The following is a 17,043-nucleotide window of genomic DNA, read 5'->3' on the forward strand; positions in this document are numbered from 1 at the left end:
ACTTCAAATGCTAATCTAAGATTCTTTTATAAGATTCGTTTTTTGGCAGATTATTTAGAACTGAGATATTTCATTAGAAATGTATACCAGTATCCTGCCATAAATCATTCTATTTCTTATTTTTTTATAAAATGACTTTACTCAGGTGCAGGCAATGGACTTCTTACAAAATAATCCGCCATTCCTATACCAAATTGCTATTAGCGATGTCACAATTTTGAATTAAACCTCAACAACTTAAGAACAATGACAGGAAAAGCATAATGAACCCAAAAGAAATGAGCGGTTTAGCATTACTGGAAGCGATGCGTGATGAAAAAATCCCGGCCCCAAGTATTAGCGAAACCATGTCGATGCAACCAGCAGTGATTAAAAGCGGACATGTAGAATTTAAGGTAAAAGCTGATCATCGACATTTAAATCCGCTTGGCGGCGTCCATGGTGGTTTTGCTGCAACCGTTTTGGATACCGTGACAGGCTGCGCGATTCATACTTTACTTGAAGCAGGTGTCGGTTATGGCACCATTGATCTGAATGTAAAGATGTGCCGCCCCATACCTCAGAATCAGCCACTGAAAGCCGTAGGAAAATCAATTAATCTCAGTAGAAATTTAGGTATTTCTGAAGGTCAGATTCTGGATGAAGAAGGTCGCCTGTATGCTCATGCCACTGCGACCTGTATGATTATTCGGACTGAATGAATATTGGTAGCCTGTACAATTCATCAGACACTTCATTTAAATAATATTACTTTTCGCCTGCCCTGCTTTAACAAATGACAAGCGTGGTCGAGTTAAGCCTTGAAACTCAAAATAATGCTTGGAAACATTGGCTAATTCCACATCTTGTGTTTGTGTTGTTGAGGCTTGCCACGCTTTAGACTGATTAGTACCTGTCAAAAGATTGCCAGAAATGGCATAGATATAAAGGTCTTTGCCTTGCTCTTTCAGATAGTCTGCATTCAGGAAAACTTCAAAGTTAAATTGACTTTCAGTTTCTACCAACCATTTTTCTGCAAACCATAATTGCAGCAAATCACCTAAATAAAGTGATTTTTGCGCCAAAGGCCATAGCGTGATATGAGCGTCTTTAACCGGGATATAATACTGTGTAGGATCGGCAATAATTTGCAGATAGTTTTCTTGATAATAAGCCAGTTGAGAGAAAATTTGAGGGATGCTGAGCGTATTCATTCGCTGTCTCCGATTTAGCCATTTTTGTGCTGGCAAGTAGGTTTAAATCCACACTGTTTGACCATTTGGTCAAACGACTTTATGGTTTTAATCTAGCAAGTGAAATTTATTCTGACAAGTATTTTTCGTAAAATTTATGCAATTGCCCAAATTAAAAACAGACAAGCTGTATTTATAATAAATATGATAATTTTTGCTTGACCCCCGTCAAAATCTCTCTATAATCGCTTTCAGATTCTCCAATAGCTCAGTCGGTAGAGCGACGGACTGTTAATCCGCAGGTCCCTGGTTCGAGCCCAGGTTGGAGAGCCAAATTCAAGAAAGCCCACTCATCATGAAGTGGGCTTTTTTATTATCTTAAAATTTGACGGCTTGTTATTTTCAACTATTTAAAATGAATAATTATTTTCAATCCCTCATAAAATTCGATATATAAATACCCCTCTTTTCAAAATTTTGAGATATAAAAAATCCCCCATGCATGGAGGATTTTTAAACTGTCACCGAGATTAAGCCGCTTGAGCCGGAACACCGCTATGAAAACGGAAAGTTTCATCAGGCGCGAGAATTAGCTGTTTTTCAACTTCACGAATATGTAAGATTCGCTCCTGAATATCCTCTTTCGGATTTTTCAGTTTTGCTGTGGTTGCCACATCCATTGCCAAAGCCAAATAGTCTTCAAAATGGCGAGATTCGGATTTGAGCAGGTAACGGTAGTAACGTGCCAACTCATCATCAACACGCGAAGCAAGCGCGTAGAAACGCTCACAGGAACGCGCTTCCACAAAGGCACCAATCACCAAGACATCAATCAAGGCTTCAGGCTCAAAAGTGCGGATTTCCTTACGCAAACCACCAGCATAACGCCCTGCACTCAAGTTCTGCCAAGCCTGACCGCGCTTGTTCATCAATTCAAGTACTTGCTCATAATGCAGCATTTCTTCACGCACCAGCTGTGCAAGCTTTACCTGTAGATCAACAAAATAACTATAGCGGAACATCAGGTTCATGGCCGTGCTGGCTGCTTTTTTTTCACAGTTGGCATGATCTTGCATTAAGATTTCAAGATTTTCGACTGCCATATCCAGCCATGCTTGTGGTGTTTCACAACCGAGGAACGCAATCACCGGCTGCATCAGTTCATCATAATTAATATTCGACATAACCACTCTAATCTTAACGCGCTGACTTAATCACGGCTTTCATTTGCTGAACCGCTTGTGCCAGACCGACAAATACCGCATCCGCAATTAAAGAATGACCAATATTGAGCTCATGAATCTGTGGAATCGCGGCGATTGGCGTTACATTATCCAGATTTAAACCATGACCTGCATTCACTACCAGACCTTTAGATGCAGCATATTCAGCACCTTTCACAATGCGTTCAAGTTCCGCTTGTTGCGCTTCTGGCGTTTCTGCATCGGCATAGGCGCCTGTGTGAATCTCAATCGTCGGTGCACCACAAGCAACTGCTGCATCAATTTGTGCAAAATCGGCATCAATAAATAAAGATACATCACAACCAATGGCTTCCAGCTCTTGAGTCGCGGCTTTTACAGCATCAAAATTACCCACGACATCCAGACCACCTTCAGTGGTCACTTCCTGACGTTTTTCAGGAACAAAGCAAACATGCTGAGGCTTGATTTCCTTGGCAAAGGCGATCATTTCATCTGTTACCGCCAACTCAAGGTTCATACGGGTTTTTAACGCAGGACGCATACGACGCACATCGTCATCCTGAATGTGGCGACGGTCTTCACGCAAGTGCAAGGTAATGCCTTCTGCCCCTGCCTGTTCGCAGATCAATGCAGCATTGACTGGGTCTGGGTACGTCGTACCACGTGCTTGTCTTAATGTTGCGACATGGTCAATATTGACACCAAGTAATGCAGCCATAATCTTTTCCTAACTACGATTGAGATTGAGAGTTTTGAATCCAGAGTTGTCGACTTTTTAATGGTCGATCACCAAGCAAGGCCGTGATCACCTGTCGATACAGTTTCGTCAGTAATTGTAACTGTTCCGGATTAAAATCCCCACCATTTTCATGCGTCAACATGCTTAAAATCTGTTGACCAGATAGGGTGGAGCGTAAGGCTTTGGCCGATGGCATAAAGCCGGCATTGAGCTGAAAATAATAGTGCTGTTGTGGATCAATCTGCGCCTGATTGGCATCTACCGAAAAATCCAGACCATAACCGAGTTCTTCCAGCAAAACATACTCAAACTGGCGCAAGATCTGTTTTAAATATAAATTTGGATTAGATTGTACGGATAATTGCTGTAATGCAGTTAAGGTCTCAGCATATTTGGCAAAAGTTTGCGGCATTTCGACTTCTAAAGGACATAACCGCAACAGGATTTCATTCAGATAAAAACCTGAGAAAAAGGCATCGCCAAAAAAGAAAATCGGCTGATTGACAATTTCCAGTTTAGTAAAATTTTTGAGTTCGGATTTACCTGAAGCCTGCAAGCGAATGGGCTGATACTGTGGTGGTGGCATTTGCCTGAGAATACCATCTACCCTGCCATATTCTTGGGTAAATAAATGCACAATATGACTGCGTTCACGGTACTTACGATGATGAATCAAATAGCCATGCAGTACTTCATTACGCATAAGCGGGTACTTTAATCCTTATCTTTTTTTGATTTTTTATCATCTTCTTCGTCATCCCCATCCGGGATCACTGCACCCACAACAGCCGCAGTACCTTTGACTGCGACTTTTGTGGTTTTATAAGCCACCTTGACAGGAACCGTGACCACTTTATGAATACAGCCTTGCAGAAATAAAACACATGCAACCACTGCCAACACTTTCATCATCACAGATTCCTCGAAGGGTCTTATCAAGCTTATCGCTTAGATATCACTATAACCTAAGCTTTTTAATGCACGCTCATCATCAGACCAGCCACCTTTGACTTTCACCCAAAGGGTCAGCATGATTTTTTGCTCGAACATTTTTTCCATGTCGAGACGCGCATCCATACCGATTTTTTTCAGTTTGACACCTTTTTCGCCAATCACAATGGCTTTTTGGCTCGGACGATCAACAAAAATCGTGGCATCAATATAGGTACAGGCTGCTTTCATACGACCGGTTTTTTCATTCAAGACCGGCTCTTCAGTTTTGAATGATTCGATCTGAACGGTCAAATCGTATGGAAGCTCTTCACCCAGCTGACGCATGATCTTTTCACGGATAATTTCAGACGCCAGGAAACGCTCTGAACGATCGGTCAGTTGATCCAGTGAATACAGTGGTGGCTGGAACGGAAGATACTTGGCAATCGTGTCACGTAAATGTTCAAGATTGGCACCACGAAGTGCAGATACCGGTACGATTTCCGCAAAGTTCATCAGCTTTTCGCGTTCACGAATCAGCGGCAGAGCTTCATTCTTGTTTTCAAAAGTATCCAGCTTGTTGATCACTAGAATCACTGGCATTTCAGCATTTTTTAGCTTTTCCAGAACCAGATCATCGTTTGGCGTCCACTTTTGTGCATCCACCACGAATAAAACCAGGTTCACATCACGCAAAGCCGAATGTGCCGCACGGTTCATCATTTTATTGATGGCACGGACTTCTTTTTTATGCATCCCCGGTGTATCGACAAATACAGCCTGAGATTTTTCACGTGAATCAATCCCCACGATTTTATGACGTGTGGTTTGCGGTTTACGTGAGGTAATTGAAAGCTTCTGACCCAGAATATGGTTCATTAAGGTAGATTTACCCACATTCGGGCGACCTACAATGGCAACAAAACCACTGCGATAATCCGATGGGATTTCGGTGCCTTGTGCACTAAAAAATTGACTAATAAGGTCGTGACTGTCGCTTTGCGACTCGTGATCAGCATCAATGTGATCGGAATGAGTAGTCATTAAGACTTATGCTCCAAAAGTTTCAAAATATCCGCCGCAACGGCTTGTTCAGCAAAACGGCGGCTCGCGCCTTCGCCTTGCATGGTCGGCAATCCCGCAATCTGGCATTCCACTTTAAAATGCTGATTGGGGGCATCACCTTGAATATCTACAACCTCGTAAACTGGGAGAGGTTTCTTACGTGCTTGTAAATACTCTTGTAAGCGAGATTTAGGGTCTTTAAGCTGATCTGTCGGCCCAATATGATCCAAATATGGCTCGTACCATTTTAACACAATCGGTTCTAGCACAGTGAGATCACCGCAGTCGACATAGATTGCACCAATAATGGCTTCTACCGTATCTGCCAGTATAGACTCACGATGATGACCGCCAGATTTCAATTCACCGGTACTGAGAATTAAATTCTGGCTCAGTTTTAAATCATTGGCGATTTTTCCTAATGCTTCCTGACGAACCAAGGTGGCACGCATACGCGTCAACCGGCCTTCGTTTTCACTCGGATAGGCATTAAAAAGATAATTCGCAATGATCATCCCTAAAAGAGAATCGCCCAGAAATTCCAGGCGCTCGTAGTTGTGTTTATGACTGACTGAACGGTGAGTCAATGCCAGTTTCAGCAAATCAGCCTGTTTAAACTGATAGCCGATCCGTTTGGCAAGACGTTCATCATTTAGCTTTAACTGTGCTTTGATCAAACTCTTTCTCAAACTTCATCACTAAATCGATATTCATTATGAAATTTTTACGAATTTCATAATTCTTGTGCACCTGTAAACCATCGGTATTGGTGACTTTGGCAATTTCGTCAAACTTCAGATCACGAATATTATTCATTTCTAAACGCTGACTCATCTGTTGACGGAATGTTTCTGGCGTTATATTAGGTGGAGCACTTTTTAACAGCGCCTCAATCTCACCATCGACCATACGATCATCGAAGTATGGTCCCCACACCGCAATCGCCACTTTTGCAAGAAATGCAAAGCCCACGATTGCAATTAAAACCCCAATATAAGAAGCACCTTGTTGATGTCTCATTTTTATTTTCCTGATTGAAACAATTAATCGATTGTTCCGTTTCGACCAAACGATGGCAATTTAAAGCCAGGTTCTTTATGCATCCAGATATAGAAGGCACGACCTGTTAAGTTTTCTTCCGGAACAAGCCCCCAGAAACGACTGTCAGCACTCTGATCGCGATTATCCCCCATCGCAAAGTAATGACCTTCTGGTACTTTCACTTCCCAATATAAACCATTTTCACCTGAATATTTACCATTTTCCAAGTAGTTAATAAAAGGTGCCTGACGAGCGATATTCACGCCTTCCAGCTCACGCATGGTAAAGGTATGCTCACCCAGAGTTTCTTTATGGTAAATGGCATTTGGAGTATCTAAACGGTCTTTTTCGCGGCTAAATTTTACTGGAACTTTCGCTACTTTTTCACCATTAATGCTCAACTGGCCATGATCATAAACAATATGATCGCCTGGCAAGCCGACAATACGCTTGATATAACTGATGGTCGGTTGCGGTGGATAACGGAATACCGCCACATCACCACGTTCCGGACTGCCGGTATCAATAATTTTGGTATTGACCATAGGCAGTTTGATGCCATAGTCAAATTTATTCACCAGAATAAAATCGCCGGTTTCCAGCGTCGGCACCATCGAATCGGACGGAATATTAAAAGGTTCGTATAAAAAAGAACGCAGTACCAGCACGATGGCCAGCACCGGCCAAAAGTCATAAGCCCAGGTGATAATGAAATTCTCATGGCCTTTGCCTCGGGTTTGTCTTTGCTTCAAAACAAACTTGTCTAGCAACCACACTGCGACAAAAAACAGGGTCGCAGGAACAAGAATTAAATTAAAATCAAAATCCATGGGCTTATATCCTTATTATTTTAGCGTTCGACTTTTAATACAGCTAAGAACGCTTCTTGCGGGATTTCTACGCTACCCACCTGTTTCATGCGTTTCTTACCTTCTTTCTGTTTAGATAGAAGTTTTTTCTTACGTGACACGTCACCACCATAACACTTCGCCAATACGTTTTTACGCATCGCTTTTACAGTCGAACGTGCAATGATTTGCGCACCAATTGCCGCCTGAATCGCGACATCAAACATTTGACGTGGAATCAGGTCTTTCATTTTTTCAACCAGTGCAATACCACGATGACGTGCATCATTACGGTGACAGATCATCGCCAAAGCATCGACTTTTTCCCCATTGATCAAGACATCTACTTTGACTAAAGATGAGCTTTCAAAACGGACAAAGTTATAGTCCAGTGATGCAAAACCACGTGAACAAGACTTCAATTTATCAAAGAAGTCCATGACCACTTCGGCCATTGGAATTTCGAAAGTAATGGAAACCTGATTCGCCATAAACTTCATGTCTTTTTGCACACCACGGCGCTCAACACATAACGTCATGACGTTACCCAAGTATTCTTGCGGTACCAGAATATGACACTCAGCAATCGGTTCACGTAAATCTTCAACCGTTGAACCATCCGGCATTTTGGATGGACTGTCGATATAAATCGTCTGACCATTCTTCATCACCGCTTCATAAATTACGGTTGGCGCAGAAGAAATCAGGTCAAGATCATACTCGCGTTCCAGACGCTCCTGTACGATTTCCATGTGCAGCATGCCCAAGAAACCACAGCGGAAACCAAAACCGAGCGCATCTGAACTTTCAGGTTCAAAGAACAAAGCCGAGTCATTGATTTGCAGCTTGTGCAATGCTTCACGGAAAGGTTCAAAATCGCTGGCATCAATCGGGAATAGACCGGCATAAACCTGTGGTTTCACCTTTTTAAAGCCTGGCAATGTTGCCACTTCAGGTGTGGTTGCCAAGGTAATCGTATCACCGACTGGCGCACCGAAAATATCTTTGATACCGGCAATGACAAAACCAACTTCACCCGCTTCCAGCATACCGGTTTCAGTATGTTTCGGGTTAAAGATACCTACAGAAGTAATAATATGCGTTTGACCAGTTGATTTGATCAACATCTTGTCGCCTTTACGCACTCGACCCTGCTTGACCCGAACCAGAGAAACTACACCAAGGTAGTTATCAAACCATGAATCCACAATCAGCGCTTGTAATGGCGCTTCGCGATCACCCTCAGGTGCAGGAATTACATTGACCAGTGTTTCAAGCACACCTTCAATACCTAAACCTGTTTTTGCAGAACAGGTCGGCGCTTCTGTGGCTTCAATCCCGATAATGTCTTCAATTTCCTGAATGACACGTTCAGGTTCAGCTTGCGGCAAGTCGATCTTGTTCAGTACCGGAAGTACTTCCAGACCTTGTTCAATTGCGGTATAGCAGTTAGCAACAGACTGTGCTTCTACGCCCTGCGCAGCATCTACAACCAGCAAGGCACCTTCACAGGCAGCAAGGGAGCGTGAGACTTCATACGAGAAGTCGACGTGTCCCGGTGTATCAATAAAGTTCAATTGATACTCTTGACCGTTGGGATGCGTATAGTACAAGGTTACCGAAGTGGCTTTAATGGTAATCCCACGTTCGCGCTCAAGCTCCATTGAGTCAAGGACTTGAGCCTGCATTTCACGATCTTGCAAGCCGCCACAAGTTTGAATAAAGCGATCCGCTAGGGTCGATTTACCGTGGTCAATGTGCGCAATAATCGAGAAGTTACGAATGTTTTTAATATCAACAGATTTTTTAGCTTGCGCCATGGGTTACCTTGAGAAAAAACACGCTATGTAATTTAAAAATATTACATAACAAAAGCCGAATAGAAATTGCGAAGGATTATAGCAGAATGGTGATCTAGAAAAAGAATTATATTTTTTCCTTTATTCCCTAGGTCGCGTACACCTCAGTCAGATGAAATCTGGATCACCATGATTAGAAAATAGCTCCCCAGCTCCATTTACTCCTCAATGCTAGACCGATATCCTGATCAGGCTAGAGAGCATAATCTTTTCAATCCAGATATAAAGTGGAAAAATCAAAAGGATTTATATGTTCTGAAAGTGGCTGATATGCTTGGGTAAATGTCGGTGACATGCGTTTGGGACGTCCGGTGGCCATTTCGATACAGGCCCATTGGGTACTTCCAGTAAACAACAGAATCTGATCCTGTGGTCGATAAAATGCGTATTGTCTAAATGAATACAAGGCATTGATATCATTAAGCCAGGTGCGCAGAATAATCTCGTCTCCCTCAAAAGCTGCCTTACGGTATTGCACCTGATGCTCAACAGCAACCATGGCATGTTTCAGCTCTACATATTGCTTGAGTCCCAAGCCCAGTTTTTCAATATGAGCTGATGCGACATCCTGCATCCATTGCACATAGATCACATTGTTCACATGACCTAATCCATCAATATGGTTGGCTTGAACCTTTAAAGCAAGATCAAAAATACCGCTCACTGTGCTGTTATCCTTCCCATGATTTTAAGGTTATAGAGTCTACCGAATTTATCGCTGGGGTAAATTGCAAAAAATAAAAAACCGCTTATACAAGCGGTCTTTCACAAAAATCTAGCAATTTTATGAGATACGCATCCCGACCACAGCAAGCTGCCCCTGACGAATCAAGGTGACACGCGCGATGCTACCCTTTTTCAGTTCAGACACCTCTTGCACAAACTGATTTGAATTCAGTACTGTCTGGTTATTAATTTGCGTGATCACATCATTCGGCATGATTCGTGCCTGTGCTGCAATACCACCCGGACGTACATCCTGAATCACCACACCACCTTTGATTTCCAGACTCGCTAACTCTGCTGGACTGAGGTCACGAATTGAAACCCCGATCACTGGCCCTTTGCTGGGTTGAGCCTGTGTGCTTGCTTTTGCTGGGGTATCATCTGGTGCCGCACTTAAAGTCGCTGCAATACTACGACGTTTATCATCACGCAAGATTTCAAGTTGTACCTGCTGCTGAGGTGCAGTACGGTTCAAATAGTTCAACAACTCGCTGGTACGTGAGATTGGGGTACCATTGTATTTTAAGATCACATCACTGGCACGCAGACCCGCACGTGCAGCCGGTGAATTTGGCGCAACCTGAGTCACCAAGGAACCTTCAGGCTTAGGCAGGTTATAAGATTCAGCAAGGTTACGGTCGATATCCTGCAAACTCACGCCCAGATAAGAGCGGGTCACTTTACCATTCTTTTTCAGCTGATCTGCAACTTCCATTGCCACATCAATCGGAATCGAGAAGGACAAGCCCATATACCCACCGGTTCCACTAAAGATCCGTGAGTTAACACCGACTACTTCACCACGCTGGTTAAACAGAGGACCCCCTGAATTACCCGGGTTCAATGCTACATCTGTCTGGATGAAAGGTACTGCAGTTTCACCCATCATGTTGCGCATTTTGGCACTAACGATTCCGGCAGAAGCGGAATAATCAAAACCAAATGGCGAACCAATTGCGAGTACAGGCTCACCAACACGTAAGCGTCCTACATCACCCGTCCGTAATTCTGGGAAATTCGAGCCATTAACTTTAAGCAAAGCTACGTCAGTTCGTGCATCACTCCCTACAACAGTGGCATCAATTTCACGACGGTCATTCAGGGTAATGGTGACTTTGGAAGCATCCTCAACCACATGATGATTGGTCAGCAGATAACCATCCTTGCTGATAAAGAATGCACTGCCATAGCCCGTCTTTTCCTGTGGCATACGCTGCTGCGGAATAATCACCTGATTACCAAAAAAGCGGCGCAGAATTTCCGGAACTTGTTGTTGTAAGAGCTCTTCTTCGCTCATTTTTTTAACGACATTGACACTGACCACTGCAGGACTGACCTGCTCGACCAGATTTGAAAAATCAACCGGCGTTACAGCCTGCAACTGTGCAGCACTCATGGTGAGAGTGGCTGCAAATAATCCTTTTTTTAAGTCTAGAATTTTCATATAAATTATTCACTCAAATTATTGATAAATTTATGTAAATAGGTTTTATCACAAACACTGTAAAGTTTAAGTAATAATATGTTTCAATACTTTATTCTGGGCAATATCTCATTATTAAAGCATTAAGTTAAGGCTTTGATTAATTTTTTTCATCAATAAATGAGCACTTCAACGCTTGCCTTTTGTACAAAAAAGCGCTGTTATTACCAAACTTTTTTTAAAATTAGCTGATGGACATGTCTAATTTATCCCTTACCCATCAATTTGACGTCATTATTGTGGGCAGTGGCGGTGCCGGTTTAAGTTTAGCCTTATCGCTCCCAGATCATTTTAATATTGCAGTCTTGGCGAAATCTACCCTGACAGATGCCAGCACTTTTTATGCTCAAGGTGGCGTGGCCGCAGTACTGGATGAAATGGATTCGATTGAACAACATATTGATGACACTATGATTGCAGGTGCGCAACTGTGTGAAATGGATGCGGTTAAACAGACGGTAGAAGGTGGCAAACCTTCAGTTGATTTCCTGCTGAAACACGGCGTGCAATTTACTCTGGATGAACAGGAACAGTTACATCTCACCCGTGAAGGTGGTCATTCACAGCGCCGAATTATTCATGCGGCCGATGCCACGGGTCGTGCCATTTCCACCACCTTGGTACAACGCGCCCAAGAAAAACAGAATATTAAAATCTTTGAAAATTATATTGCGATTGACCTGATTTGTTCACAAAAGCTCGGTTTAGACGGCGATAATCGTGCGCTGGGTTTATATGCCCTGGATGAAACAACTGAAAAAGTGCATACCTTCTTGGCTCCATTTACCGCTCTTGCCTGTGGCGGTGCTATGAAAGCTTATCTTTACACCTCAAATCCGGATATTGCCACCGGTGATGGTATTGCCATGGCTTATCGTGCCGGCTGCCGGGTCGCCAACATGGAATTTAACCAGTTTCACCCGACCTGCCTTTATCATCCGCAAGCACGTTCTTTCCTGATCACTGAAGCAATGCGTGGTGAAGGCGCTTATCTGCGTCTGCCCGATGGTGAACGCTTTATGCTGCGTTTTGATGAACGAGCCGAACTCGCACCGCGTGATATTGTGGCACGTGCTATCGACTATGAAATCAAGCGTCTCGGTATACGTCATGTCTGGCTGGACATTACCCATAAAGATGAAAGCTTTGTCAAAGAGCATTTCCCTACCCTGTATGCCCGTCTGCTTGAACTAGGGATCGATATTACCAAAGACATGATTCCAGTTGTTCCGGCAGCCCATTATACTTGCGGTGGTGTTGTGGTCGATGAACATAGCCAGACAGATATTGCCGGACTCTATGCGATTGGGGAAACCTCTTATACTGGCCTGCATGGTGCTAACCGTATGGCCAGTAACTCACTTTTAGAATGTTTTGTCTATGGAATGAGTGCAGCCAAGCACATTCAGGAAAATTTCAAGGCCGATCAGCCAGCTCCTGCAGTTCCAGCTTGGGATGATTCTCAGGTGACCAACCCGGATGAGGATGTCGTGATTCTGCAAAACTGGGATGAGCTACGTCAGACCATGTGGAACTATGTTGGCATTGTCCGCACGACCAAACGCCTGGAACGTGCGCTACATCGTATTGAAATGCTGAAAAAAGAAATTACCGAGTACTATCAGGATTACCAGGTCAGCAAAAATCTGATCGAGCTGCGCAATCTGGTGCTGGTGTCCGAGATGATCGTGCGCTGCGCCATGCACCGTAAAGAATCTCGCGGTTTGCATTTCACCCTGGATTATCCCGAGCTGCTACCAGAATTACGCAAAACAGTCCTCGTCCCACCAAATTTTGAAGTGGAAACGCCTTTGGTGAATTGTTAAAAGTAGATGGAGATAACATCCTTGGATGATATCTCCTTTTCTTTTTAGATTTTTATCTGCTCAAAGGTAGCTTAGGCTATTTACAGTCAATCTTTTATATTTCAGATAATTAACGTTGTGGTGGAATTGAATATGTTCCGGTCACATGCGCCACAGGTTCATCCTGATCAATCGAATAAATCCAGACTTCTCCCACAATCAATGCTTTGCCCACCTTGATGAGCTTACACTCTCCCCGTATATCTGTTCCACCTGAAGGTTTACGTAAAAAATTGATATTCAAGTTAGTGGTCACGGCCAAACCGACCAATCCAATTTCACCCAGAATGGCAACATAAAGAGCAAAATCCGCCAAGGTCATCATGGTTGGGCCAGAAACGGTACCGCCTGGACGCAATTCCTCTGATCTCACCTGATAAAGCAAAGTGGCTCCACGCGGAGAAACGGCTTCAATCCGGCACTTCTCCAGGCTTTGTGGAAATTCTTGTTGTAAAAATTGTTCTATCTCAGTTTTGGTCGTTTTCATATGATTAAAAAATCTTCTATATCAGCCTTAATATAGAAGATTCTTCACAGATAAACCTAGAGAAAAATTAAATAAAAAGTATTTTAATAATCGGCTTATTTTAAATAACTTAAGGCCTGCTCAAATACCTGCTCAGGCGTTTGAGTTGCATCCAGACGTTTGATCCGTTCAGGATGACGTTGCCATAAAGTTTCATATCCCGCTCTCACTTTCTCAAAGAAAGTGACTTTTTCCTGTTCAAAGCGATCCAGCGCACCACGTTCACGTGCTCGGTTCATCCCCAGTTCAATAGGTGCTTCTAACCAGAACGTGATGTCCGGCATGCGTGCGACAAAGTGGTCATTCAGTAACTGCAACTTGGTTTCGCTCAGACCCCGACCTGCACATTGATAGGCAAAGCTGGCATCGCTAAAACGGTCACATAAGACAATTTTCCCAGCTTCTAATGCGGGCAGAATCACTTGTGCCAGATGCTGGGCACGCGCCGCATACATCAATAACAGCTCGGTATCATGCGCCATGGCTTCTTCATGGTTCACAGCCAGCAACAGCGAGCGAATCTGCTCAGCCATCGGGGTTCCACCGGGTTCACGAGTCAAAATAACATCTTTGCCCTGGGCGATAAAATCTTCATAGATCGAACGAATGAGCGTGGTTTTACCTACACCTTCTGTGCCTTCAAAGCTAATAAACATACTCATTCCTTATTTTTCGAGCGTAAAATCGTCAGATATTCCTGTACGGCTTTATTGTGGTCATTCAGATTGCTCGTGAACTTATGTCCACCATTACCGGTAGCGACAAAATACAGGTTGTCAGAATTATCCGGATGCATGGCTGCTTCAATGGCTTTCTTGCTTGGCAACGCAATTGGCGTTGGCGGCAAACCTGAAATAGTATAGGTGTTATACGGCGTCGGTGTGCGTAAATCTTTACGGGTAATATTGCCATTATAATTATCGCCCATTCCGTAAATCACTGTTGGATCGGTCTGTAAACGCATGCCAATTTTTAAACGGCGTACAAATACCCCAGAAACCTGTTCCAATTCACGATCTACACTGGTCTCTTTTTCAATAATCGATGCCATAATCAGCGCGTCATATTTATTCTGATATGGCAGATCAGTTGCACGTTTCGCCCACGCCTCATCCAGTGCTTTCATCTGTCGCTGATAAAGATTGGTCAGAATTTTACGGTCAGTTTCACCTTTGGCAAAGAAATAAGTATCCGGTGCAAACAGCCCTTCAGGATGTGAAAACGGAATATTCAGTTCTTTGAGTAATTGCTCAGTAGGCAGATGCAGCACTTCTTTGGTGACCAGATCATTTTTCTTCAGGGCATCAATCAGTTGCTTAAAAGTCGTTCCTTCAATCACCAGAATCCGGCTCATCTGGGCATTGTCTGCATCGGAAATCATCTCCAAGACCTGACGGATGCTCATGCCCTGGCGCACTTCATACACGCCCGCTTTCATAGTGTCATGAATCATGATGCGCTGATACAGTTTGAGAATGATCGGAAAACTCACCTGATTTTCTTTAGCCAGACGATCAATAAAACCGGAATAGGTTTGACCAGATTCAATCGCGAGCAGCTGTTTTTTTCCTTCTACAGGATAATCCTTCCACAAACTGCTTTTCAGGATCAATGCCAAGATCAAAGCAATACCAATCAGGACCAAGGCAATTCCTTTGAAAGATGAGGAGAATCTCGCTTTATTTTTCTTTTTGGCTTTAGGTTTGGAAGCTGACATATTAAGACATCTGGTTCAATCGAAGACGGTTAAAAATTTCAATACAAGCATCGCCATCCAAGGTTCGCTGCTCAAATTGCGTGACAATTTTCATCGGGCTGAGTGCATTGCAGAAAAACAGGCTTTGAATATGGTTGATTTCATCCATATCGATACAGCGTTGCTGACAGCTAATTCCCTGATCTTGCATACGTTGTAGAATTTCTGCACGCATGACACCGAAGACGCCATTATAACGAAGTTCCGGCGTAATCCATGTATTGTTTATACGAATGAAACAATTACTGCTTACCCCTTCGACAACACCGCCCTGTACATCTGTCACCAGGGCCTCAGGCCAGCCGCTTTGATCTGCTTCCTGTTTCAGCAAAACCTGCTCTAGACGGTTTAAGGTTTTTAGCCCTACCAGACTCGGCATCGTCAGTCCTAATGCCTGCTGTAAAATGCCACTTTGAATCTGCTCAAACTTAAAATCCTGTACGGTTTGAGGATAATAAAATAGCCAGAGATCTGCAGGATGATCCGGCAAACTATAACCGCGCTGACCCACTCCACGACTGAGCACAATCTTTAATGTCCCGTTCAGCTTACCCTCTGATTCCCCGAGAAGCTGTAAACTTTCTGCAATCAGATCAAGATTGGCATTCAGGCTTAATTTCTGATTGCTGATTTGCAAACGTGCCATATGACGATCATATAATTCAATCCGGTTATGCCGAATCCGGGCGGTGGTAAAACAGCCATCACCATAATGAAAGCCACGATCCAGCAGATCTATATGGCTGGCAGGTTGAGCATTTTTTAAATACAGCATATTTTGCAGCCTCTAAAATGAAAAATCGAGCAGTCAGATTCAGGCTTCACCTATATATCTTTTTTACTCACATCCAATTCTTTTTTAATTATTTTTTATGCAAAAAATCTCAAGCTATTCTTGCCTCATCTAACAAAAGCTAAAAAACTTGAGGCAAAAAATGAACACGCGTAAATTAAAAATCGGGGTACTGGCAGCGCTACTTTCAGCAAGCGCATTGAGCGTTTCAGCAAAAGATTTCCTGAACGTATCTTATGACCCGACTCGCGAATTGTACGACAACTTTAATAAAGAATTCAGTGCTTACTGGAAAAAAACCACCGGTCAGGATATTAACTATAAACAGTCACATGGCGGTTCAGGCAAACAGGCACGTGCCGTGATTGACGGACTGGATGCCGATGTTGTAACACTGGCACTGGCAGCAGATATTGATGAAATTGCAGAACGTGGTTTGCTGCCTAAAGACTGGCAAAAGAAATTCCCGCAGAATTCGACACCCTATACTTCAACCATCGTTTTTCTTGTACGTAAAGGCAATCCAAAAGGAATCAAAGACTGGGGAGATCTGGTTAAACCAGGCGTAGACATTATTACCCCGAACCCAAAAACTTCAGGTGGTGCACGCTGGAATTATCTGGCTGCCTGGGCGTGGGCCAAACACCAGAAAGGTGGCAATGATGCCAAAGCACAAGACTTTGTCCGTCAAATCTACAAACAAACCAAAGTACTGGATTCGGGTGCACGTGGTGCTACCACGACTTTCGCTGAACGCGGGATTGGGGATGTATTACTGGCTTGGGAAAATGAAGCACATTTGGCCGTCCGCGAACAGCCGGGAAAATTTGAAATCATTACTCCTTCTCTGTCTATTCTGGCTGAACCACCCGTGGCAATCGTAGAAAAAAATGCCAAGAAAGATGGTAATGAACATCTGGCCAAAGCCTATTTAAATTACCTCTATTCACCTGCTGGACAGACTGTGGCGGCGAAAAACTTTTACCGTCCACGTAATGCGAATGTATTAAAGCCTGTCTCTTATACACATCT

Annotated in this window: 19 protein-coding genes and 1 tRNA gene; 4 read left to right on the plus strand and 16 right to left on the minus strand. The window is 43.4% G+C overall.

What is annotated here, in order from left to right; genetic code table 11:
- The first annotated feature begins 263 nt into the window (after window positions 1-263).
- A complete protein-coding gene (locus BFN00_RS14865) occupies window positions 264-701 on the plus strand; it encodes a PaaI family thioesterase (RefSeq protein WP_005247499.1) in 438 nt (145 codons plus the stop codon).
- 36 nt (window positions 702-737) lie between these two features.
- Here BFN00_RS14865 and BFN00_RS14870 read toward each other — a convergent pair whose 3' ends face one another.
- A complete protein-coding gene (locus BFN00_RS14870) occupies window positions 738-1,193 on the minus strand; it encodes a hypothetical protein (protein ID WP_071852269.1) in 456 nt (151 codons plus the stop codon).
- Between the two features lie 236 nt (window positions 1,194-1,429).
- On the opposite strand from BFN00_RS14870, the gene BFN00_RS14875 reads away from it, so the two are divergent.
- Window positions 1,430-1,505, plus strand: a tRNA-Asn gene (locus BFN00_RS14875).
- Window positions 1,506-1,702: 197 nt separating this feature from the next.
- On the opposite strand, the gene BFN00_RS14880 is transcribed toward BFN00_RS14875, so the two are convergent.
- The 11 genes from BFN00_RS14880 to BFN00_RS14930 form a co-directional block, all read right to left on the minus strand.
- Window positions 1,703-2,356, minus strand: a complete 654-nt coding sequence (locus BFN00_RS14880) for a MiaE family protein (protein ID WP_004279057.1) — start codon at window positions 2,354-2,356, stop codon at window positions 1,703-1,705.
- Between the two features lie 13 nt (window positions 2,357-2,369).
- Window positions 2,370-3,095, minus strand: coding sequence for a pyridoxine 5'-phosphate synthase (gene pdxJ / locus BFN00_RS14885; RefSeq protein ID WP_004645617.1), 726 nt, complete (start codon window positions 3,093-3,095; stop codon window positions 2,370-2,372).
- 13 nt (window positions 3,096-3,108) lie between these two features.
- Window positions 3,109-3,819 carry a DNA repair protein RecO gene (gene recO, locus BFN00_RS14890; RefSeq protein WP_071852270.1) on the minus strand — a complete coding sequence of 237 codons (711 nt, stop codon included), beginning with the start codon at window positions 3,817-3,819 and terminating at the stop codon, window positions 3,109-3,111.
- Between the two features lie 11 nt (window positions 3,820-3,830).
- Entirely contained in the window at window positions 3,831-4,028 is a 198-nt protein-coding gene (locus BFN00_RS14895; RefSeq protein WP_004645619.1) for an NF038104 family lipoprotein, read from the minus strand.
- Between the two features lie 36 nt (window positions 4,029-4,064).
- Window positions 4,065-5,093: a GTPase Era gene (gene era / locus BFN00_RS14900; RefSeq protein ID WP_004279061.1), complete on the minus strand. Its 1,029-nt coding sequence runs from the start codon at window positions 5,091-5,093 to the stop codon at window positions 4,065-4,067.
- Window positions 5,093-5,791, minus strand: a complete 699-nt coding sequence (rnc, locus tag BFN00_RS14905) for a ribonuclease III (protein WP_071852271.1) — start codon at window positions 5,789-5,791, stop codon at window positions 5,093-5,095. The genes era and rnc overlap by 1 nt, the downstream gene beginning before the upstream one ends.
- A complete protein-coding gene (locus BFN00_RS14910; RefSeq protein ID WP_071852272.1) occupies window positions 5,763-6,134 on the minus strand; it encodes a DUF4845 domain-containing protein in 372 nt (123 codons plus the stop codon). The genes rnc and BFN00_RS14910 overlap by 29 nt, the downstream gene beginning before the upstream one ends.
- A gap of 23 nt (window positions 6,135-6,157) precedes the next feature.
- Entirely contained in the window at window positions 6,158-6,985 is an 828-nt protein-coding gene (gene lepB / locus BFN00_RS14915) for a signal peptidase I (protein ID WP_071852273.1), read from the minus strand.
- Window positions 6,986-7,005: 20 nt separating this feature from the next.
- Window positions 7,006-8,823, minus strand: coding sequence for a translation elongation factor 4 (lepA, locus tag BFN00_RS14920; RefSeq protein ID WP_004279065.1), 1,818 nt, complete (start codon window positions 8,821-8,823; stop codon window positions 7,006-7,008).
- Between the two features lie 250 nt (window positions 8,824-9,073).
- Entirely contained in the window at window positions 9,074-9,526 is a 453-nt protein-coding gene (locus BFN00_RS14925) for an acyl-CoA thioesterase (protein WP_071852274.1), read from the minus strand.
- Window positions 9,527-9,646: 120 nt separating this feature from the next.
- Window positions 9,647-11,032: a Do family serine endopeptidase gene (locus tag BFN00_RS14930; RefSeq protein WP_004279067.1), complete on the minus strand. Its 1,386-nt coding sequence runs from the start codon at window positions 11,030-11,032 to the stop codon at window positions 9,647-9,649.
- Between the two features lie 230 nt (window positions 11,033-11,262).
- Between BFN00_RS14930 and nadB the strand changes: the two genes are divergently transcribed.
- Complete coding sequence (nadB, locus tag BFN00_RS14935; RefSeq protein WP_171260815.1) at window positions 11,263-12,897, plus strand: L-aspartate oxidase; 1,635 nt, start codon at window positions 11,263-11,265, stop codon at window positions 12,895-12,897.
- A 109-nt stretch (window positions 12,898-13,006) separates the two neighbouring features.
- On the opposite strand, the gene BFN00_RS14940 is transcribed toward nadB, so the two are convergent.
- The 4 genes from BFN00_RS14940 to pabC form a co-directional block, all read right to left on the minus strand.
- Complete coding sequence (locus BFN00_RS14940) at window positions 13,007-13,423, minus strand: PaaI family thioesterase (protein WP_071852276.1); 417 nt, start codon at window positions 13,421-13,423, stop codon at window positions 13,007-13,009.
- 95 nt (window positions 13,424-13,518) lie between these two features.
- Complete coding sequence (gene tmk / locus BFN00_RS14945; RefSeq protein ID WP_004279070.1) at window positions 13,519-14,118, minus strand: dTMP kinase; 600 nt, start codon at window positions 14,116-14,118, stop codon at window positions 13,519-13,521.
- A 2-nt stretch (window positions 14,119-14,120) separates the two neighbouring features.
- Window positions 14,121-15,179 (minus strand): endolytic transglycosylase MltG, encoded by a 1,059-nt coding sequence (gene mltG / locus BFN00_RS14950; protein WP_071852277.1) that lies wholly within the window; start codon window positions 15,177-15,179, stop codon window positions 14,121-14,123.
- 1 nt (window position 15,180) lies between these two features.
- Window positions 15,181-15,993, minus strand: a complete 813-nt coding sequence (pabC, locus tag BFN00_RS14955; protein ID WP_071852278.1) for an aminodeoxychorismate lyase — start codon at window positions 15,991-15,993, stop codon at window positions 15,181-15,183.
- A gap of 160 nt (window positions 15,994-16,153) precedes the next feature.
- Here pabC and BFN00_RS14960 point away from each other — a divergent pair.
- A partial coding sequence (locus BFN00_RS14960) for a sulfate ABC transporter substrate-binding protein (RefSeq protein WP_071852279.1) occupies window positions 16,154-17,043 on the plus strand: 890 nt, incomplete at its 3' end.

Origin of the sequence: Acinetobacter sp. AR2-3 (assembly GCF_001878775.1) — a bacterium.
GTDB lineage: Bacteria > Pseudomonadota > Gammaproteobacteria > Pseudomonadales > Moraxellaceae > Acinetobacter > Acinetobacter lwoffii_D.